Below are 20,656 nucleotides of genomic sequence, written 5' to 3'. Positions count from 1 at the left end.
CCATCTGAGCGTGAAACCCTTGATACGGTTATACGGTTCCACCGATACGGGAGACGCATGAAGACCACGATCGACATCCCTGACGCCCTCGCCGTCCGAGCGAAGAGGTTCGTCGCCTCTGGCGGGCCGGGCACCACCCTGCGGGATCTGGTGATCGCCGGGCTCGAAGCTGAACTGAACAGGCGCGAGCGACCCGCGCGCGTCGACTTCAACTGGGTCACGCAGGACGGGCAGGGCTTGGCTCAACCTCAGGCGTCGACGACCGACCGGCCGGGTGGGACGCCGTGATCGCGCTCGACGCACCGTTGCTGGTCTACGCCCACCGGGCTGACAGCCCCCATCACGAGAGGGCGCTGGCGACGCTCACCACCCTGGCGGCAGAACCGGTTCCGTTCGCCGTCCCCTGGGCCTGCGTCAACGAGTTCCTCAGCACTGTGACCCACCCCCATGGCTACGTGCCGCCGACGAGTCCAGACACTGCGCTGGCCGCGGTACAGAGCCTCCTGTCGCTGCCCCACGTGAGGACGCTGACGGAAACAGCCGACCACCTGAGGTTGCTGAGCACCCTCATCGCCCCGGGTGTGATCGGCCCGAAGATGCACGAGGCCCGGGTGGCGGCGATCTGCCTCGGCCATGGCATCACGGAGTTGTGGACCGTGGATCGCGACTACTCGTACTTCCCGGCGCTGCGCACCCACAACCCGCTGGCCTGAGCCGGGATCCACGCTGAGCTCAGCCTGGATGCACCGATTGGTCGCGCAGCGAGCGGCACCAGGTGGGTGCACCGGCAAGACGATGCCGCGAAGAGCTACCGGGCGTACCTTGAGCGTGATCGGCGATGCCGGTGTGCCTGCATGGGGTCGCGTAGCAACGGGGAATCGGTGGATCCAGGCTCAGTAGACGGTGAGTCCCTCCGAGCGGAATTGAGCGCGTACCCGCTCCAGCAGTTCGGGCGTCGGGGGCTGCGTACCCTCCAGCTCGTAGGTGAGCCCGAGGTTGGCCCACTTGTCCCGGCCCATCTGGTGGAAGGGCAGCACCTCGACCCGCGAGACGCTCCCCCAGGCTGCGACGTGGCGGGCGGCCAGTCGCACGTTCGCCTCGTCGTCGGTCAGCCCGGGCACCAGCACGAAGCGCACCCACGTTTCCACGCCCGCCCGGGACAGACGATCGCCGAATTCCAGCGTCGGCGCCAGGTCGGCACCGGTTACTCTCCGGTATGTCGCGGGGTCACCGGACTTGACGTCGAGCAGGACGAGGTCCAGGTCGTCCATGATCTCGGAGTTGACCCTCCCGCCAAGATTGCCCGAGGTGTCCATCGCGGTGTGGATGCCCAGTTCCTTCGCCGCGCGCAGCAGCCTCTGGACGAAGGCCGGCTGCATCATCGGCTCGCCGCCCGAAATCGTCAGGCCGCCTCGCGTGGCGCGGAAGACGCGGCGGTAGCGGTGAAGCTTCGCGACGATCTCCTCGAGCGAGACCAGCTGCCCCTGCCGGGTGCGCATGGTGTCCGGGTTGTGGCAGTACTGGCAGCGCAGCGGACACCCGTTGAGGAAGATCGTGAGCCGCGTGCCCGGCCCGTCCACGGAGGTGACCAGCTCCCACGAGTGGAGCCACGCGGCCGATCCGTCACGGACACCCGCCAGTTCGTCGCTGCGCCCCAACTCGAGCAGCGCGGGCAGATCGCCGAAACCCCGGCCGCGGGGGCGCTCCACGGCAGCGGACCTGCCGGGCCGGTATTCCCCCGTGACCCCTTCGCGAACGTCGATGCTCACCGTCACACGCGCTCGTGGAACGTCCGGGAGATGACGTCGAGTTGCTGCTCGCGGGTCAGGCGCACGAAGTTGACCGCATACCCGGACACGCGAATGGTGAGTTGCGGGTAGTTCTGCGGATTCTCCATGGCGTCGTAGAGGGTGTCGCGGTTCAGCACGTTGACGTTCATGTGGAAACCGTTCTCACCCATGTAGGCGTCGAGGAGTCCGCTGAGCGCCGACACCTGCTCGCCGAGCGTCCGCCCGAGTCCCTGCGGAACGATGGTGTTGGTCAGCGAGATGCCGTCCTGCGCCTCAGCGAAGGGGAGCTTGGCGACGGACAGGGCCGAAGCCAGCATCCCGTGGTTGTCCCGGCCGTTCATCGGGTTCGCTCCGGGCGCGAAGGGCTCCCCCGCACGCCGCCCGTCGGGGGTGCTTCCGGTGTACTTGCCGTACATGACGTTGGAGGTGATCGTGAGGACGGATTGGGTGTGGATCGCGTTGCGGTACGTGGGGTACGCGCGAACCTTCTCCATGAACCGGCTCACCAGGTCCACCGCGATCGCGTCGACCCTGTCGTCGTCGTTGCCGAAGTGGGGGAAATCGCCCTCGATCTCGTAGTCGACGACCAACCCCGTCTCGTCGCGGACCGGCTTCACCTTTCCGAAGCGGATCGCCGAGAGCGAGTCGGCCGTGACCGATAGACCCGCGATACCGCACGCCATGGTCCGGATGACGTCCGGATCGTGCAGCGCCATCTCGAGCCGCTCGTAGGCGTACTTGTCGTGCATGTAGTGGATGCAGTTGAGTGCGTCGACGTAGGTGCGCGCAAGCCAGGACATGGTCGCGTCAAAACGGCGCATGACGTCGTCGTAGTCGAGTTCGTCGCCCGAGACCGGTTCGCTGGGCGGCGCGACCTGCTTGCCGGTCTTTTCGTCACGGCCGCCGTTGATGGCGTAGAGCAGCGCCTTGGCGAGGTTCACTCTCGCCCCGAAGAACTGCATCTGCTTGCCGATGGCCATCCCCGACACGCAGCAGGCGATCCCTGCGTCGTCGCCCATCGTGCACCGCAGCAGGTCGTCGGATTCGTACTGCACCGACGAGGTCTGGATCGAGGTGCGCGCACAGTAGTCCTTGAAGCCCTGCGGGAGGGCGTCGCTCCACAGCACCGTCATGTTCGGCTCGGGGGCCGGTCCCAGGTTGTGCAGCGTCTGCAGCATGCGGAAGGAGTTCTTCGTCACGAGCGGGCGACCGTCCTCTCCGACGCCGCCGATGGATTCGGTCACCCACGTCGGGTCCCCCGAGAAGATCTCGTCGTAGTCCGGAGTGCGCAGGAACCGGACGATGCGCAGCTTGATGACGAAGTCGTCGATGAGTTCTTGCGCCTGCTCCTCGGTGAGCGTCCCCGCGGCCAGGTCGCGCTCGATGAAGACGTCGAGGAAGGTCGAGGTCCGGCCGAGCGACATCGCGGCGCCGTTCTGCTCCTTGACCGCCCCGAGATAGGCGAAGTACAGCCACTGCACCGCCTCTCGCGCCGACACCGCCGGGCGTCCGAGGTCGAAGCCGTAGCTCGCGCCCATCCGCTTGAGTTCCTGAAGGGCGCGGATCTGCTCAGCCATCTCCTCGCGCGTGCGGATGACCTCCTCCGTGGACCAGTCGCCGTCGAGGGCGAGCTTGTCCAGGGAGCGTTCGTGGATGAGTCGGTCGACGCCGTAGAGGGCGACGCGGCGATAGTCGCCGATGATGCGGCCGCGCCCGTAGGCGTCGGGAAGTCCCGTGACGATGTGGCTGCTGCGCGCCTTGCGGACCTGCTCGGGGTAGACATCGAAGACGCCGGCGTTGTGGGTCTTGCGGTGCACGGTGAAGATCTCCCGGATCATCGGGTCGACCTCGAAACCGTAGGTCTCCAGCGCCTGTTCCACCATGCGCCACCCGCCGTTGGGGATCATCGCGCGCTTGAGCGGCGCATCGGTCTGGAGACCGACGATGAGGGTGTCGTCCCGGTTGATGTAGCCGGGCTCGAAGGCGTCGATGCGCGAGATCGTCGTGTTGTCGACGTCGTAGACGCCGCGCTCGCGCTCCTTCGGGAACATGTCGACGATCGTCTGCCAGACGCGGCACGTGCGCTTCGTCGGGCCGCACAGGAACGAGTCGTCACCCTCGTAGGGCGTGTAGTTGCGCTGGATGAAGTCGCGCACATCCACGCTGTCTTGCCACGGGCCGGACTCGAACCCCGCCCATGCTTGGGCGGTCGAATCGTCGGTGTGCGTGGGCATGCTCATATCAAGCCGCTCCTTGGCTTCGTCGGGGGTGGGAGTGGACTAAAACTAACACGTTCGTTCAAACGCTCTTCAGCGGGGTCGGACTACGGCTTTCACCGGCAGATCAGCTCACGCATCCTGTCCATTTCGCGGCCGTTCGCCCCCCGCGTGGGCGTCTGCGACCCCGCCATGCCCGGGAGCGCTCACCGGTGCTGAGCGGTCGCGAGAACACAAAACTGGCCGGGAACCTACGTTCCCGGCCAGTTTCGTAATGAGCGTCAGATCACTCGACGCCGCGAGCCTTCGCAACGATCTCCTCGGAGATGTTCTTCGGAGTCTCGGCGTAGGAGTCGAACTCCATCGAGTAGGAGGCCTGGCCCGAGGTCTTCGAGCGGAGGTCTCCGACGTAGCCGAACATCTCCGACAGCGGCACCAGAGCGCGGACGACACGGTTGCCGTGCTGCTCGTCCATCGACTGGACGTGGCCGCGCCGCGAGTTGAGGTCGCCGATGACGGTGCCGAGGTAATCCTCGGGGGTGGTCACCTCGACGGCCATCATCGGCTCGAGGATGGCGGGATCCGCCTTGCGGGCCGCCTCCTTGAACGCCATCGAGCCGGCCAGCTTGAACGCGAGCTCGGACGAGTCGACGTCGTGGTAGGCGCCGTCGGTCAGCGTCACCTTGATGTTCTCCACCGGGTAGCCGGCGAGAACGCCGAACTGCATCGCGTCCTTGACGCCCGCATCGACCGCTGGGATGTACTCGCGCGGAATGCGGCCGCCGGTGACGGCGTTGACGAACTCGTAGCCGGAGCCGGGCTCGGTGGGCTCGAGGTCGATGATCACGCGGGCGAACTGGCCGGAACCACCGGTCTGCTTCTTGTGCGTGTACTCGACCTTCTCCACCTTGCGGCGGAGGGTCTCACGGTAGGCCACCTGAGGCTTGCCGATGTTCGCCTCGACCTTGAACTCGCGCTTCATGCGGTCGATCAGGACGTCGAGGTGGAGCTCACCCATGCCGGCGATGATCGTCTGGCCGGTCTCTTCGTCGGTGTGGACGCGGAAGGTCGGGTCCTCCTCGGCGAGACGCTGGATGGCGTTGGACAGCTTCTCCTGGTCGGACTTCGTGCGGGGCTCGATGGCCTGCTCGATGACCGGGTTGGGGAACTCCATCGACTCCAGAACGATCGGGTTCTGCGGGTCGCAGAGGGTCTCGCCCGTGGTGGTGTCCTTGAGGCCCATCACCGCGCAGATCATGCCGGCGCCGATCTGGTCGATCTCCTCACGCTTGTTGGCGTGCATCTGGTAGATCTTGCCGATCCGCTCCTTGCGGCCCTTGGTGGCGTTGAGCACCTGGGAACCCGAGTGCAGCACGCCGGAGTAGACGCGCACGAACGTCAGACGGCCGAGGTGCGGGTCGGCCGCCACCTTGAACGCCAGCACGGACAGCGGCTCGTCGTCGGAAGGGTGACGCTCGAGCTTGACCTCTTCATCGCCCGGCTTGAAGCCGTCGATGGCGGGCACGTCGAGCGGGGTCGGCAGGTAGTTGACCACGGCGTCGAGCAGGGGCTGCACGCCCTTGTTCTTGAACGAGGTGCCGCAGACGACCGCCGTGAACGTGTTCGTGATAACGCCCTTGCGGATGGCTTCCTTGATCTGCTGCACCGACGGCTCTTCGCCCTCGAGGTACATCTCCATGATCTCGTCGTCCACGTCGGCAACGCGCTCGATCAACGTCTGGTGGGCAGCCTCAGCGGCGTCCTTGAGATCGGCGGGGATCTCCTCGACGTCGTAATCCTCACCCATCTTCGTCTCGCCGCGCCACGTCAGGGCGCGCATCTCGACGAGGTCGACGACCCCGAGGAAGCCGCCCTCAGACCCGATCGGCAGCTGCAGCAGCACGGGATCGGTGTTGAGGCGCTCGCGGATGGTCTTGACCACATGGTCGAACGACGCACCGGTGCGGTCCAGCTTGTTGATGTAGCAGATGCGGGGCACGCCGTACTTGGTGGCCTGACGCCACACGGTCATCGACTGAGGCTCCACACCGGCCACGCCGTCGAACACGGCGACGGCGCCATCGAGGACGCGCAGCGAGCGCTCCACCTCGACGGTGAAGTCCACGTGGCCAGGCGTGTCGATGATGTTGATGAGGTGGTCTTTCCAGAAACAGGTCGTGGCAGCGGACGTGATCGTGATGCCGCGCTCCTGCTCCTGCTCCATCCAGTCCATCGTCGCGGCGCCATCGAGCGTCTCACCGATCTTGTGGTTCTTACCGGTGTAGAAGAGGATGCGCTCGGTCGTGGTGGTCTTGCCGGCATCGATGTGGGCCATGATGCCAATGTTGCGAACCTTTGCCAGGTCGGTCACTGTGCAGTCCTTCGGGTCTGTTGTAGATAGACAGGTGAAGGCCCCCGGCCGCCTGGCCGGGGGCAGTCAATCACCAGCGGTAGTGGGCGAAGGCGCGGTTGGCCTCGGCCATCTTGTGCGTATCCTCACGGCGCTTCACCGAAGCACCGAGACCGTTGGACGCGTCCAGGATCTCGTTCATGAGACGCTCGGTCATCGTCTTCTCGCGGCGAGCGCGCGAGAACGAGACCAGCCAGCGCATGGCCAGGGTGTTCTGACGACCAGGCTTCACCTCGATCGGCACCTGGTAGGTGGCGCCGCCGACGCGGCGGGACTTGACCTCGATCGAGGGCTTGACGTTGTCGAGCGCACGCTTGAGCGTCTGCACGGGATCAACGCCGGTCTTGGCGCGGGTGCCCTCAAGGGCGTCGTAGACGATCGACTGCGCGACGGTCTTCTTGCCGTCGAGCAGGATCTTGCTCACGAGCTGGGAGACGAGCGGCGAGCCGTACACCGGGTCAATGGCGACGGGGCGCTTCGGGGCTGGACCCTTGCGAGGCATTACTTCTCCTTCTTGGCGCCGTAGCGGCTGCGAGCCTGCTTGCGGCCCTTGACACCCTGGGTGTCGAGCGAGCCGCGGATGATCTTGTAGCGCACACCGGGGAGGTCCTTCACACGACCGCCACGGACGAGCACCATCGAGTGCTCCTGGAGGTTGTGGCCCACGCCCGGAATGTAGGCGGTCACCTCAATGCCGGAGCTGAGGCGCACACGCGCGACCTTGCGGAGCGCGGAGTTCGGCTTCTTCGGGGTGGTCGTGTACACGCGGGTGCACACCCCACGGCGCTGGGGGGAACCCTTGAGCGCCGGGGTCTTGTTCTTCGAGACCTTGTCGGTACGGCCCTTGCGGACCAGCTGCTGAATAGTTGGCACCTGTTGGTATCACTTTCGTTGTCTAAGAGGAACGTGGTTTCCCTGGCGCAGGTCAAGAGGGCTTGTGATTCGAGGTCACCGTTCCGGCACACAAGCATCAATCGCTGCCGTGCGAACTCCGCACAAGCCGCCCCTCGCAACGTTTAAGGGCGGGGGTCATGCCAGGGCACGCACAAATGGGCCCGAGCAACCGGGCACGCCCACCAAGGTTACCTGAGGCGCAGGGGCTGGTCAAAGCGTGGCGCCCGGGAAACACAGCGCCTCTGGCAGCCCGAGGCCCCCACCGCGCTTGGTGGCGCGATGGGGGCCTCGGGCTGTTGGGCTCAGCGCCAGGCTAGCGGGCCCGGAACTTGACGATGTTGTTGAAGACCCACTTGTCCACCAGCGTGTAGGTGTAGCCACCCTCGGCGCGGGGTTGGGACTCCACCACGTTGTGCACCCAGAGGTAGCTGCGGCAGCCGTCGCGGCCGGAGCGTTCCGTGTCGCACTCTGTCATCCACTTGCGTCCGTCCGACGTGAACTCGCCGGTGTAACCGAGCGGGTTGGCGGACCACTGCTGACGCGTCATGAACGGCAGGTAGGTGAGGTTGTTGAAGTGCCACCCCGTGTCGCGCACGAACTGGCCTCCGCCCTTGTACCAGACGATGGTCGCCCAGATCTCGGTGCGGCACCGGACGGTCTGCGAGTACGGCTCGCACTCGGTCTGCCACCAGCGCCCGTTGACGTTGTGGAAGCCGGGTGTGGTGTAGACGTCGACCGGGTTCGGTGTCGGCTTGGGTGTCACCGGCGGATCCGTGGGGTCGCTGTCCTCCCAGCTCAGGCCGAATCCGTACTCGTACTCATTGCCCTCGGTGTCGACGTAGGCGTCCATGTCGTGAGGCAGGTCTTCGAGCTGCGCCTCGACGGCGTCCATGTCCCGCGGGAAGGCGATCGGCAGGCGGCCCTGCGGATCGTGCTGCCCGAGGATGACGTCGAAGAGCGCCCCGTCGGAGACGGAGAACCCCACCACGAGGGCGTCGATCGCCGGCTCGAACTCGGCCGGAATCGTGGGGTTGACCGCCTTGAGGGCGACGATGACGGGGATCGAGTCGTCGACCGCGGCGACGGCGTCGAGCACGGCGTCAAGGTCGCGCTCGTTGGCGATCCGTGACGTTTCGCCGTAATACGAACGGTTCTGCTGGCTGCCGTCGGGGAGGATGTCTCCCGCGATCGACACGCGGCGGACGTTCGGCCCGTCAGCGGTGTACGGCCGGTACTGCAGCGAGAGCGGGTAGAAGGTGCCGTCCGGCGCCAGCCCAGCGCTGCTGAAGTTGGTGCCGTTCATGGGGCTGCGCATCCCGGCGACGACGAGGTCGACGTCGGTGAGATCGGGCATCGTGAAGTCGATGACGTTGCCGTCGTCGTCCAGGACGGGCTCGTCGGTGAGGACCGTTCCGAAGTACCGCTCGGCCGTCGCCACATCCATGGTGGGACCGGACGTCGCCCCGGAGATCCCGCCGAACAGGCTCGGGAAGCCGGAGTTCATCGAGGACGGGATGTAGACCGTCTTGTCCGCCCAGTAGGCGAGCTCGCGCTCCTGAATGGTTCCGTCGGCGTTCTTGAGCATGACGACGGAGTTCAGCTGCGCCTGGTAGCCGGCGGCCACCTTGTCCGGGCTGGCCACGATGGCCTGGGACTCGGCGAGATCCAGGTAGGGATCGTCGTAGATGCCTGGCGCGAAGAACATGCGCAGGATGCGCTCGGCGGACTTGCGGAAGCGCTCGTCGGCGGAGATGTCCAGATCGCCGGCCTCATAGGCCGCCTGCCACAGGTCGTAGGCGGCGAGCACCGGCGCCTTGTTGTTGTTGCCACCGAACATGTCGAGGCCCGCAACGAGGATGAGGAAGTGGCGCTGATCCACTGACGCCCCGTCCATGCCGTGTGCGATGAAGGACGTGACGCCCCAGTCGGTGCAGATCACGCCGTCGTAGCCGTACTCGGCGCGGACGATGTCGATGAGCTCCTTGTTGTATGCGGAGCCCACGCGGTTGCCGAACATCGGCTCACCGTCAGCATCGATGGAGATGGAGTACTTGGACATCATCGACATGGAGTCGAGGCCGGCGATGAACGGGGCGAGATGCCCATCGAAACCGTCGCCCGGGAAGACGTTGTACCGGCCGGCGCCGGTGTGCGCCTCCCGGCCACCCTCGCCAGCCGCGTCCCCTGGGACGTGCTTGATCATCGTGTTGATCGAATCGCGCCCCCAGCCGAGCGGATTGCCATCCTCATCGAAGCTGTTCTGTGAGGCGTGGACGTAGGCCGCAGCAGCATCGGCGGACTGGTCGAAGTCCTCGCCGAAGGTGCCGTCGACGCGGAGCCACCGCGGGTCGGTCGACGTGTCGATCTGCGGCCCGAGCGCGGTGGCGATACCGAGGGCGCGGTACTCCTCCGACGCGATGCGCGCGAAGTCGTGGATGACGTCGGTGTCGTGGATGGCCGCGAGACCGAGGTGTGACGGCCAGCGCGAAATGTCACCTGACGAGTCGTACTGGGCGCGGCCGGCGGTCGACCGCGGATCGGAGGAGAAGTTCACCGGGATGTACGGCTCGTCCCCAGTGGCGAGACCCTCCACGAAGGCCTGCACCTCGTTGTTCCAGGTGACGTTGTCCTCGACGTCGTTCGGCCCCGCGTTCAGGACGTTGCGGAGCTCGTCGTTGCTGAGGAAGGCCCGCTGCGCATCGGTGAGCCCTGCGGCCTGGTCCCTCTGGTGGGACGAGAACAGCATCAGGCCGGCGATCTGGTCGATCGACACCGACTGCGCGAGAGCCTGGGCGCGAGTCTCGTAGTCCTCGCGCCAGTCCTCCCACGGATCCAGTTCGCCGTTGCCGTTGGAGTCCTTGAACGCCAGAGTGGCGTCGCCGTCGGCCAGCGTGATGAGCTCCGTGTCCCCGGCGTAGCTGAGGGTGGCTCCCCCGTTGGGGTTCTGGACGCGGACGAACGATGTCCTACCGTCCGTGTGGGTGGTGGTGGTGTAGGTGGTGCCCGCTTGAGCGGACAGTGGAACCGAGGTTGCTAGCAGTGCGATACCAACGCTCGGCACCAACCACTTCCAGCGACGTTGCTGGGTCATGGGTGTCCTCCTTCGGAGGCGGCTTTACCCCCTGCAGCCCTTGCCGGGGGAGGGCTCACGGCCCAGGCGACACCTTAGGTGGACGATAGGAGTTCCGCACGTTATTGGCGGATATTTTAGCCGAAAGTTGTTCGATACCAGCACATATCGGGCTTATGTCAGGCCATAGGGCACGATTCATGGCTGATCATCATCGGAAACCTCAGCGGACCAGCTCGGCCGCTGCCTGCAACGCGCCGACGAGTTCGGCCCGGACGCCGAGCCCAGCCGGCACCACGTCGAGCCCGGCCCCTGTCGCTGGCTGGGCCTCCCTGAGCAGACTCATCCTGACGCTGTCGACGAACGAGGGACCCGACGCCCCCAGCTCCCCGCCCAGCACGAGCACCGAGGGGTTGAGGAGGTTGCAGAACATCGCCAGCGCATCGCCGAGTGTGGCCCCAACCTCGGCCATGATGCGCGCGGTGACGGCGTCCGCGGGCTGGGACACAGTGATCTCATCGGGGGCAACGCCCGGGTGGGAGTGGCGGATGCGCTGCAGCACGGCGCCGACCGACACCACCGTCTCGAGGCACCCGCGGCGCCCGCACCGGCAGGGCTCGCCCCCTCCCCCGCCCGGCACAGCTGTGTGTCCGATTTCACCGGCTATCCCTGTCGCTCCGCGGTAGAGCCGTCCATCGAGGATCAGACCTGCGCCGAGTCCAGCCGTGGCCCGGATGTAGAAGACGTTGGAGTGACCCCGGCCCGCACCGAGCCGCTGCTCGCCGAGCGCGCCCAGGAGCGCGTCGTTCTCCGCGTGGGCGGCCGTACCCAGACGCCGGGACAGTTCCTCGGCGGGATTCAGGCCCACCCAGCTCGACAGGATCGTCGCGGAACAGACCAAGCCCGTCCGTGAATCGAGCGGCCCCGGGATCCCGGCGGCGACCGCCGACGGGGCACCGATGCCGAGCGTGCCGGCCAACCCGATGAGCAACTCGCAGGCCTGATCCATCGCCTCGTGCGCCCGCAGGTCCACATCGGTGTCGACGCTGTCCTCCGCTATGCACTGACCGGTGCCGTCGCCCAGAGCCACGGCGATGCGGTCATGCCCGAAGTCGATCGCGCCCACGATGGCCTCCCCGGGAGCCGCCCTGAGGGTGGTGGCCGGGCGGCCACTGCCTGAGCCGACCCCCTTCGGCTCCTCGCCCGCCTCGACGACGCGGCCCGTCCGGATGAGGCCGGTCACCGCAGAGTTGACCGTGCTCCGCGAGAGGCCGGTGGCTTCCACCAGCGCGGAGCGTGATGTGGCCGCCCCTGACCGGATGAGGTAGTACAGGCGTTCCCGCGTCCGGTCCCGTGCGGGCACCGGCTCATCAGAGGGGATGATCATGCGGTCATGGTAGACCTAGGCTGCCCAGCCCCGGCCGTTCCGTCGCGAGAGGGCTCGGATGTGTATTTCGTCCATCGGTCGCGCTAACCGCCAACAAGAGGCCGTACTTTTGCTTAATGAGTACACGATTGCCCTCGGCGGACTCACAAGCACGCCACGCGCGGGCACACCGTCCTACTCCGACCGATTCTGTCCGTGATCGAGGGGTCCTCTTGCAGCGCCCGTCGGATGGTCCACAGAATTCGTTATGAAATCGAGACTGTCCGAATCGGCTTTTCGCGTTGACGTTGCGTCGTGAAGTGAGCACGATTAGGCGCGTGGAGAAACATGGAGGTTGTCACCGCCGACCTTCCACGATGTAGCACAACAGCACGAGCCCACCTCCCCCGAGCGATGGGTTCACCCGGTCGACAACCACCCGGTTGGCGCCCATATCGGATCGCCGAGTCCGGCGATCCCAAACCGTTTTCTAGGAGGAAACGTTCATGAACATCAACCGACGTGGGTTTATCGGCCTCGGCGCTGTTAGCGCTGCCGCCATCGGACTCGTTGCCTGTGGTGGCGACGAGACCCCCGGCGCCACCACCGCCCCCACCACCGCCACCGGCGGCGAGACCAGCGCTCCCGCAGGCGCGGGCGGCAAGGTCGGCGTCTCGATGCCCACCCAGACCTCCGAGCGGTGGATCGCGGACGGCGAAGCCGTTCAGCAGCAGCTCCAGGACGCCGGGTTCGAGGTCGATCTGCAGTTCGCCAACGACGACATCCCCACCCAGTCGCAGCAGGTTGATCAGATGATCACGCAGGGCGTCAAGGTCCTCATCATTGCCGCCATCGACGGCACCGCGCTCGCGCCGCAGCTCGACGCCGCCGCCGCGGCCGGCATCAAGGTCATCTCCTACGACCGCCTCATCCGCGACTCGGAGAACGTCGACTTCTACGTGTCGTTCGACAACTTCAAGGTGGGCGTCGCCCAGGGCCAGTCCCTCATCGACGGCCTCGCCGAGCGCTTCCCCGATGAGAACCCCGCCAACATCGAGCTGTTCGCCGGCTCGCTGGACGACAACAACGCGCACTTCTTCTTCAGCGGCGCCATGTCCGTGCTGCAGCCGAAGATCGACGCGGGCGAATTCGTCGTCCAGTCCGAGCAGACCAGCATCGAGCAGGCCGCCATTCTCCGCTGGCAGCAGGAGACCGCCCAGAAGCGCATGGAGGACCTCCTCACCGCGCACTACGGCGACAAGAAGGTGCACGGCGTCCTCTCCGCCTACGACGGCCTCTCCCGCGGCATCATCACCGCGCTGGAGAACGGCGGCTACTCGGGCGAGACCTTCCCGATCGTCACCGGCCAGGACGCGGAGATCGCCTCGGTCAAGCTGATCGTTGACGGCGTGCAGTACTCCACGATCTTCAAGGACACCCGCCTGCTGGCAGAGCAGGCCGTGAAGGCTGCCGTCGCGCTGCTCGAAGGCAACGAGCCCGAGGCCAACGACACCGAGACCTACGACAACGGCGTGAAGGTCGTCCCGTCCTACCTGCTCGATGTCACCACCGTGACCGACGACAACGTCGTCGAGGCTCTCGTGGACACCGGCTACTGGACCCAGGCAGAGGTTGACTCCGGCGTCGCTGAGTGATCCGGTATCTGACTGACGAGGGGCCGGTGGTTGAATATCAACCGCCGGCCCCCTCCTAATTGAAAGCAGGTCTACCTTGAGCGACATCATTCTCGAGATGCGCAACATCACCAAGGAGTTCCCGGGCGTCAAGGCTCTCTCCAACGTGAACCTCAGCGTCGAGCGCGGCGAGATCCACGCCATCTGCGGTGAGAACGGCGCCGGCAAATCGACGCTAATGAAGGTGCTCTCGGGCGTCTATCCACACGGCACCTACGACGGCGAGATCTTCTTCGACGGTGAGACGGTCAAGTTCAACTCCATCAACCAGTCCGAGGCCAAGGGCATCGTCATCATCCACCAGGAGTTGGCGCTGGTCCCCACGCTCTCGATCGCCGAGAACATCTTCCTCGGCAACGAGCAGCGCGAGCAGGGCCACATCAACTGGAACCGCACCAACCAGAAGGCAGCGCAGCTACTGGCCAGGGTCGGGCTCGACGAGAACCCCACCACCCTGATCCAGGACATCGGTGTGGGCAAGCAGCAGCTCGTGGAGATCGCGAAGGCGCTCTCCAAGGAGGTGAAGCTCCTCATCCTCGACGAGCCCACCGCCGCCCTCAACGACACCGACTCCGCCCATCTCCTCGGCCTGCTGCGCCAGCTCAAGGAGCAGGGGATCACGTCGATCATGATCTCCCACAAGCTGAACGAGATCATCGCGATTTCCGACGCCACCACGATCATCCGTGACGGCATGACGATCGAGACGCTCAGCCGAGGTCCGGAGATGAGCCAGGAGCGCATCATCAAGGGCATGGTCGGCCGCGACCTCGAGCATCTGTATCCCGAGCACACGCCTAGCATCGGCGAAGAGCTGTTCCGGGTCGAGGACTGGTCGGTCATGCACCCGACGATCCCCGGCAGGCGCAGCATCGACGGCGCGAGCTTCAACGTGCGTGCCGGCGAGATCGTCGGCATCGCTGGCCTCATGGGCGCCGGGCGGACCGAGCTCGCGATGAGCGTCTTCGGGCAGGCCTGGGGCCACAAGGTGAGCGGCAAGGCGTTCCTCCACGGCAAGGAGCTGAACCTCAGCAGCGTCCACGAAGCCATCCGGGCAGGTCTTGCCTACGCCACCGAGGATCGAAAGCGGTTCGGTCTCAACCTCATCGACGACATCCGTCGCAACATCTCCGCAGCCTCGCTCGACCGCATCAAGACTCCCCTGGGTGCCGTCAACGCCAACGAGGAGATCAAGCGGGCTGAGGAGTTCCGCGGCAGCATGCGCATCAAGACGCCCAGCGTCATGGCGCTCGCCGGCCAGCTGTCTGGTGGCAACCAGCAGAAGGTCGTGCTCTCGAAGTGGATGATGACCGAGCCAGAGGTGCTCATCCTCGACGAGCCGACGCGAGGCATCGACGTCGGCGCCAAGTACGAGATCTACACGATCATCAACCAACTCGCCGACGCGGGCAAGGGCGTCATCGTGATCTCGTCCGAGTTGCCTGAGCTGCTCGGCATCTGCGACCGGATCTACACACTGGCTTTCGGCCGGATCACGGGCGTGCTGGATCGCGCAGACGCGACCCAGGAAAACCTCATGACACTTATGACCAAGGAAAGGGAGGCTGCCTGAGATGGCTAGCGTCAAAAACATGCTGGGGGCGGTGAATCTCCGTCAGAGCGGCATCTTCCTCGCCCTGGTGGCCATCGTCATCCTCTTCCAGATCTGGACCGGTGGCCTGCTGCTCAGCCCGCCCAACGTCACGAACCTGGTGCTCCAGTACTCCTACATCCTGGTGCTCGCCATCGGCATGCTGTTCGTCATCGTGGTGGGTCACATCGACCTGTCCGTCGGGTCGGTCATCGCGCTCGTCGGCGCTATCGCCGCGACGCTCGTCATCAAGATGGGCCAGTCCTGGTGGGTCGCTGTGCTCGCCGGTCTCGGGGTCGGCCTCCTCATCGGCATCTGGCACGGTTTCTGGGTCGCCTACGTCGGGATCCCCGGCTTCATCGTGACCCTGGCCTCCATGCTGCTGTTCCGCGGCGCGACGTTCATGGTGCTCGGCTCCATCTCCCTGTCGCCCATGTCGGAGGAGTACAAGCAGATCGCGACGGGCTTCATCAACGGGCTGTTCGGGAAGATAGGCGACGCTGACATCTTCACGCTGCTCGTGGGTGCCCTCGCCGTCGCAGGCTTCATCGTCGGGGCCCTCCGCACGCGCGCTGCCCGCGTCCGCTACGAGCAGCCCGTCGAGAGCATGACCGTGATGCTGCTGAAGTTCGTCGCCGTCGCCGCGGCCGTGATGTTCTTCGCCTACCAGCTGTCGGTGAGCCGCGGCATGCCCATCGTGCTGTTCATCCTCGGCGCGCTGGTCATCATCTATGCCTTCGTCGCCCAGAACACGGTCTACGGACGTCACACCTACGCCATCGGTGGCAACATCCACGCAGCGCGTCTCTCCGGCGTCAACGTCAAGCGGACGATCATGCTCGTCTACGTCAACATGGGGCTGCTGTCGGCGATCGCCGGCATCATCTACTCGTCGCGAGCCAACGGCGCCCAGCCCGCGGCCGGTAACGCCGTCGAGCTCGATGCGATCGCCGCCTGCTTCATCGGTGGGGCGGCTGTCACCGGCGGTGTCGGTCGCGTGGTCGGCGCCATCATCGGTGGCACCATCATGGCCGTCATGACCAACGGTATGCAGCTGCTGGGTATCGATACCCCGACCCAGCAGATCGTCAAGGGCCTGGTGCTGCTGCTGGCAGTCGCCTTCGACCTGGTCAACAAGCGCCGCGCGGTCTCCAAGAAGTAACCCAAGCGCGCACGCGGAGGCGGGCGGTCCCACTGGGGCCGCCCGCCTTCTCTGTTCCCGAGGTTCGCCCGCCACGGCCCACCCGAGTGTCGGCGACCGGCAGGGCCAACGCCAACGGGCACAGCCGAACGCCAACAGGCACAGCCGAACGCCAACAGGCCCAGCCGAACGCCAACAGGCCCAGGCCAACGCCAACCGACATCTCGTGACGCCCGCGAGACCCAGCGACGCCCCCGATATCTCACGGGCGTCGATGGGTCTCGCTGGCGAACAGTCATGTCCGTTGGCGTTTCCAGCTACGGGTTGGCGTTTCCAGCTTCCGGTTGGCGTTTCCGTTTTCGCGTTGGCGCGTCCTGACGCCGTTGGCGTTCCGATCCGACGGTTGGCGACCCTTCGGCTCCTGACTCGCGGAGGGCTCCCCTCAGCGCCCGCATCCAGGCTCAGGCAATGAGAAAGGCCCCGAGACCGTGCGGTCTCGGGGCCTTCTCAGCTCAGGATCAGCGGATCTCGCCGAAGTCCATTTCGTCGAGCGGGACGGCGGGGCCGACCACATCGGAACCGAACGAGTAGTCGTACGGGTCGTAGCTCATCGTGAACGCAGAAGCGCGGGCTTCCTCCGTCGGCTCCACACGGATGTTGCGGTACCGCTCCAGGCCGGTGCCGGCCGGGATCAGCTTGCCGAGGATGACGTTCTCCTTGAGGCCCTGCAGCGTGTCCGTCTTGCCCTGGATCGCCGCGTCGGTGAGCACCTTGGTGGTCTCCTGGAAGGAGGCCGCCGACAGCCACGACTCCGTCGCGAGCGACGCCTTGGTGATGCCCATGAGCACCGGGCGACCCTCAGCGGGCTTGCCGCCCTCGGAGAGCGCCTGACGGTTGGCCGCCTCGTAGGATCCACGGTCGACGAGCTCACCGGGCATCATCATCGTGTCGCCCGAGTCGATGACCGTCACGCGGCGCAGCATCTGGCGGATGATGATCTCGATGTGCTTGTCGTGAATCGGCGCACCCTGCGTCCGGTACACCAGCTGAACCTCATCCACCAGGTGCTCCTGCACCTTGCGGAGGCCACGGACGCGCAGGACATCCTGCGGGTCCACCTGACCAGCGGTCAGCTGCTGCCCGATGCTGACGTGCACGCCGTCCCTGATCGCGATACGGCGGCCCTCGTGGTCGTCGAACTCCAGACGGGTACGACGGGCCACGGGGTACTCGAGGTCTTCACCGCCGTCATCGCGGACGATGACGATCTTGCGGGAACGGTCCCCGTCCTCGATGCGCACGACGCCGTCGGCCTCAGCGATGGGCGCCTTGCCCTTCGGCTGACGAGCCTCGAAGAGCTCGGTGACACGAGGCAGACCCTGAGTGATGTCGTCGCCCGCCACACCACCGGTGTGGAAGGTACGCATCGTCAGCTGGGTGCCGGGCTCACCGATCGACTGGGCAGCGACGATACCGACGGCCTCACCCACGTCGACGGTCTTACCCGAGGCCAGCGAACGCCCGTAGCACATGGCGCAGGTGCCGACGGTGGACTCACAGGTGAGGACCGAGCGGACCTTCACCTCCGTAACGCCGGCGGCGACGAGCTTGCTGATTTCGGCATCGCCGAGATCGGTGCCCGCAGCCACCAGGACAGTGCCCTTGTCGTCCGCGACGTCCACCGCGAGGGTCCGTGCGTACACGGCCGTCTCGACGTCGACGGGAGTCTCCACCGAGGCGTTCTTGGCGAACGGCTCTGCGGGCACGCGGATGTCACGGCCCTCCTCGTCCTTGCCGTCGGTGGTCCACTTCGCGATGACCTTGGTGAGGCCACGCTCGGTGCCACAGTCCTCTTCGCGGATGATGACGTCCTGGGAGACGTCCACGAGACGACGGGTGAGGTAGCCGGAGTCGGCGGTCCGCAGGGCGGTGTCGGCCTGTCCCTTACGGCCGCCGTGCGTCGAGATGAAGTACTCGAGGACGGACAGACCCTCGCGGAAGTTCGACTTGATCGGACGCGCGATGATCTCACCCTTCGGGTTGGCCACCAGGCCACGCATGGCGGCGATCTGGCGCATCTGGGTCATGTTTCCTCGGGCGCCCGAGTCCACCATCATGAAGATCGGGTTGTCGCTCGTGAAGTTCTTCTGCATCGCCTCGGTGAGTTCGGCCGTCGCCTCGCCCCAGAGGTCGATGAGCTCCTGACGGCGCTCGTCCTCGGTCACGTTGCCACGGTCGTACTGCTGGTCGATCTTGGACGCGCGACGCTCGTAACCCTCCAGCACCTCAGCCTTGTTGGGCGGGGTCTGGACGTCGGAGATCGAGACGGTCACGCCGGAGCGCGACGCCCACTGGAAGCCCATGTCCTTGAGGTTGTCAAGGGTGGTGGCCACCTCGATCTTCGGGTAACGCTCCGCCAGATCGTTGACGATCTGCCCGAGCACCTTCTTCCCGACCACGGCATTGACGTAGCCGAAGTCGGAAGGCAGTGCCTCGTTGAAGAGGGCGCGGCCCAGCGTGGTCTCGACGAGCACCGAGCCATCGGCGCGCGGCTCGACGCCCTCGACGATGACGTCGTTCAGGCGGATCTTGATGTTCGAGCCGATGGAGAGGTCTCCGCGGTCGAACGCCATGATCGCCTCGGCGAGCGAGGAGAACATCCGGCCCTCCCCCTTCCCGGGGCGAACCGAGGTGAGGAAGTAGTGACCGATGATCATGTCCTGCGTGGGCATGGTGACCGGGCGTCCGTCGGCGGGCTTGAGGATGTTGTTGGTGGACAACATCAGCACGCGCGCTTCGGCCTGGGCCTCCGCCGACAGCGGGAGGTGGACAGCCATCTGGTCGCCGTCGAAGTCGGCGTTGAACGCCGTGCACACGAGCGGGTGGATCTGGATGGCCTTGCCCTCGATGAGCTGCGGCTCGAACGCCTGGATGCCGAGGCGGTGCAGCGTCGGAGCACGGTTGAGCAGCACGGGGTGCTCGGCGATGACCTCTTCGAGGACATCCCACACCACTGGACGCTGGCGCTCGACCATGCGCTTGGCTGCCTTGATGTTCTGAGCGTGGTTGAGGTCGTCCAGGCGCTTCATCACGAACGGCTTGAAGAGTTCCAGAGCCATCGCCTTCGGCAGACCGCACTGGTGAAGCTTGAGCTGGGGACCGACCACGATGACCGAACGGCCGGAGTAGTCGACGCGCTTGCCGAGCAGGTTCTGACGGAACCGGCCCTGCTTGCCCTTCAGCATGTCCGAGATCGACTTCAGCGGCCGGTTGCCGGGCCCTGTGACCGGGCGCCCGCGGCGGCCGTTGTCGAACAGCGAATCCACGGCCTCCTGCAGCATGCGCTTCTCGTTGTTGACGATGATCTCGGGAGCGCCGAGGTCGAGCAGTCGCTTGAGGCGGTTGTTGCGGTTGATGACGCGGCGGTACAGGTCGTTGAGGTCGGAGGTCGCGAAGCGGCCGCCGTCCAGCTGGACCATCGGACGCAGGTCCGGCGGGATGACCGGGACAGCGCCCAGCACCATCGCCGACGGGTGGTTGCGCCCGGTGAGGAACGCGTTGACGACCTTGAGACGCTTGAGGGCGCGGGTCTTGCGCTGGCCCTTGCCGGTGGCGATGGTCTCGCGCAGCGACTCGGTCTCGGCCTTGAGGTCGAACGACTCGAGGCGCTTCTGGATCGCCTCGGCGCCCATCGAGCCCTCGAAGTACTTGCCGAAGCGCTTCTTCATCTCGCGGTAGAGCGTCTCGTCGCCTTCGAGGTCCTGGACCTTGAGGGTCTTGAAGCGCTGCCACACCTCGTCGATGCGGTCCAGCTGACGCTGCGAGCGGGTCCGGATCTGGTTGGCCTCACGCTCGGCCGCTTCGCGGACCTTGCGCTTGATGTCGGCCTTCGCGCCCTCTTCCTCCAGCTGCGCGAGGTCCTCCTCGAGCTTCTGCATGCGCGCTTCGATCTCGGCGTCGCGTCGCTGGGCGACCTGCTTGGTCTCCACTTCGACCTTCGCCTGCAGGCTGCTGAGGTCGCGGTGGCGAGCCTCCTCGTCGACCGCGGTGATCATGTGCGCGGCGAAATAGATGACCTTCTCCAGGTCCTTCGGCGCGATGTCCAGCAGGTAGCCCAGCCGGCTCGGCACGCCCTTGAAGTACCAGATGTGGGTCACGGGCGCAGCCAGCTCGATGTGGCCCATGCGCTCGCGGCGCACGTTGCTGCGGGTCACCTCGACGCCGCAGCGCTCACAGATGATGCCCTTGAAGCGCACGCGCTTGTACTTGCCGCAGTAGCACTCCCAGTCCCGGGTCGGGCCGAAGATCTTCTCGCAGAAGAGGCCGTCACGCTCGGGCTTGAGGGTTCGGTAGTTGATGGTCTCCGGCTTCTTGACCTCGCCGTGCGACCACTCGCGGATCTGATCGGCGCTCGCGAGACCGATCCGCAGTTCGTCGTAGAAGTTCACGTCCAGCACGTTGCTTCTCTTTCCCCTACCTCAGGG

General features: G+C 65.9%; 13 protein-coding genes. 5 read left to right on the top strand and 8 right to left on the bottom strand.

All coding sequences use genetic code 11. The features are described from left to right. The first annotated feature begins 57 nt into the window (after window positions 1-57). Both RPIT_RS02925 and RPIT_RS02920 read left to right on the top strand, forming a co-directional pair. Window positions 58-288, top strand: a complete 231-nt coding sequence (locus RPIT_RS02925) for a hypothetical protein (RefSeq protein WP_077340472.1) — start codon at window positions 58-60, stop codon at window positions 286-288. Then, complete coding sequence (locus tag RPIT_RS02920) at window positions 285-713, top strand: type II toxin-antitoxin system VapC family toxin (RefSeq protein ID WP_077340470.1); 429 nt, start codon at window positions 285-287, stop codon at window positions 711-713. Before RPIT_RS02925 ends, RPIT_RS02920 begins: the two co-directional genes overlap by 4 nt. A gap of 180 nt (window positions 714-893) precedes the next feature. Here the strand turns inward: RPIT_RS02920 and pflA are convergent, their stop codons facing one another. The 7 genes from pflA to RPIT_RS02885 form a co-directional block, all read right to left on the bottom strand. After that, a complete protein-coding gene (pflA, locus tag RPIT_RS02915; RefSeq protein ID WP_077344179.1) occupies window positions 894-1,769 on the bottom strand; it encodes a pyruvate formate-lyase-activating protein in 876 nt (291 codons plus the stop codon). A gap of 2 nt (window positions 1,770-1,771) precedes the next feature. Next, a complete protein-coding gene (gene pflB, locus RPIT_RS02910; RefSeq protein ID WP_077340468.1) occupies window positions 1,772-4,030 on the bottom strand; it encodes a formate C-acetyltransferase in 2,259 nt (752 codons plus the stop codon). 262 nt (window positions 4,031-4,292) lie between these two features. Continuing rightward, window positions 4,293-6,341 carry an elongation factor G gene (fusA, locus tag RPIT_RS02905; protein ID WP_077344178.1) on the bottom strand — a complete coding sequence of 683 codons (2,049 nt, stop codon included), beginning with the start codon at window positions 6,339-6,341 and terminating at the stop codon, window positions 4,293-4,295. A gap of 106 nt (window positions 6,342-6,447) precedes the next feature. Further along, window positions 6,448-6,918 (bottom strand): 30S ribosomal protein S7, encoded by a 471-nt coding sequence (rpsG, locus tag RPIT_RS02900; RefSeq protein ID WP_077340466.1) that lies wholly within the window; start codon window positions 6,916-6,918, stop codon window positions 6,448-6,450. Beyond that, a complete protein-coding gene (gene rpsL, locus RPIT_RS02895) occupies window positions 6,918-7,289 on the bottom strand; it encodes a 30S ribosomal protein S12 (protein WP_077340453.1) in 372 nt (123 codons plus the stop codon). The genes rpsG and rpsL overlap by 1 nt, the downstream gene beginning before the upstream one ends. A 334-nt stretch (window positions 7,290-7,623) precedes the next feature. Continuing rightward, the gene (locus RPIT_RS02890) at window positions 7,624-10,401 is read right to left on the bottom strand and encodes a glycoside hydrolase family 3 N-terminal domain-containing protein (RefSeq protein ID WP_077340451.1); all 2,778 of its coding nucleotides are present in this window, start codon (window positions 10,399-10,401) and stop codon (window positions 7,624-7,626) included. 202 nt (window positions 10,402-10,603) lie between these two features. Continuing rightward, on the bottom strand, window positions 10,604-11,767 hold the full coding sequence (locus RPIT_RS02885; protein ID WP_077340449.1) for an ROK family transcriptional regulator: 1,164 nt from the start codon (window positions 11,765-11,767) through the stop codon (window positions 10,604-10,606). Window positions 11,768-12,252: 485 nt separating this feature from the next. Here RPIT_RS02885 and chvE point away from each other — a divergent pair, with 485 nt between their 5' ends. The 3 genes from chvE (at window position 12,253) to mmsB (ending at window position 16,193) form a co-directional block, all read left to right on the top strand. Further along, window positions 12,253-13,401 (top strand): multiple monosaccharide ABC transporter substrate-binding protein, encoded by a 1,149-nt coding sequence (gene chvE, locus RPIT_RS02880; RefSeq protein WP_077340436.1) that lies wholly within the window; start codon window positions 12,253-12,255, stop codon window positions 13,399-13,401. A 76-nt stretch (window positions 13,402-13,477) separates the two neighbouring features. Then, entirely contained in the window at window positions 13,478-15,013 is a 1,536-nt protein-coding gene (gene mmsA, locus RPIT_RS02875; RefSeq protein ID WP_193432233.1) for a multiple monosaccharide ABC transporter ATP-binding protein, read from the top strand. 1 nt (window position 15,014) lies between these two features. Beyond that, complete coding sequence (gene mmsB / locus RPIT_RS02870; protein WP_077340434.1) at window positions 15,015-16,193, top strand: multiple monosaccharide ABC transporter permease; 1,179 nt, start codon at window positions 15,015-15,017, stop codon at window positions 16,191-16,193. A 497-nt stretch (window positions 16,194-16,690) separates the two neighbouring features. On the opposite strand, the gene rpoC is transcribed toward mmsB, so the two are convergent. After that, window positions 16,691-20,629: a DNA-directed RNA polymerase subunit beta' gene (rpoC, locus tag RPIT_RS02865; RefSeq protein WP_077340432.1), complete on the bottom strand. Its 3,939-nt coding sequence runs from the start codon at window positions 20,627-20,629 to the stop codon at window positions 16,691-16,693. Window positions 20,630-20,656 lie beyond the last annotated feature (27 nt).

Source organism: Tessaracoccus flavus, from assembly GCF_001997295.1.
Lineage (GTDB): Bacteria > Actinomycetota > Actinomycetes > Propionibacteriales > Propionibacteriaceae > Arachnia > Arachnia flava.
The sequence above is the reverse complement of the archived record's forward strand: the minus strand, read 5'-3'. Positions and strand labels throughout refer to the sequence as shown.

Excerpts from the sequence above, each read along its gene's own strand:
- RPIT_RS02925 (WP_077340472.1), top strand. The coding sequence starts at position 58 with ATGAAGACCACGATCGACATCCCTGACGCCCTCGCCGTCCGAGCGAAG.
- pflB (WP_077340468.1), bottom strand. The coding sequence starts at position 4,030 with ATGAGCATGCCCACGCACACCGACGATTCGACCGCCCAAGCATGGGCG.
- fusA (WP_077344178.1), bottom strand. The coding sequence starts at position 6,341 with ATGGCCCACATCGATGCCGGCAAGACCACCACGACCGAGCGCATCCTC.
- rpsG (WP_077340466.1), bottom strand. The coding sequence starts at position 6,918 with ATGCCTCGCAAGGGTCCAGCCCCGAAGCGCCCCGTCGCCATTGACCCG.
- RPIT_RS02890 (WP_077340451.1), bottom strand. The coding sequence starts at position 10,401 with ATGACCCAGCAACGTCGCTGGAAGTGGTTGGTGCCGAGCGTTGGTATC.
- RPIT_RS02885 (WP_077340449.1), bottom strand. The coding sequence starts at position 11,767 with ATGATCATCCCCTCTGATGAGCCGGTGCCCGCACGGGACCGGACGCGG.
- chvE (WP_077340436.1), top strand. The coding sequence starts at position 12,253 with ATGAACATCAACCGACGTGGGTTTATCGGCCTCGGCGCTGTTAGCGCT.
- mmsB (WP_077340434.1), top strand. The coding sequence starts at position 15,015 with ATGGCTAGCGTCAAAAACATGCTGGGGGCGGTGAATCTCCGTCAGAGC.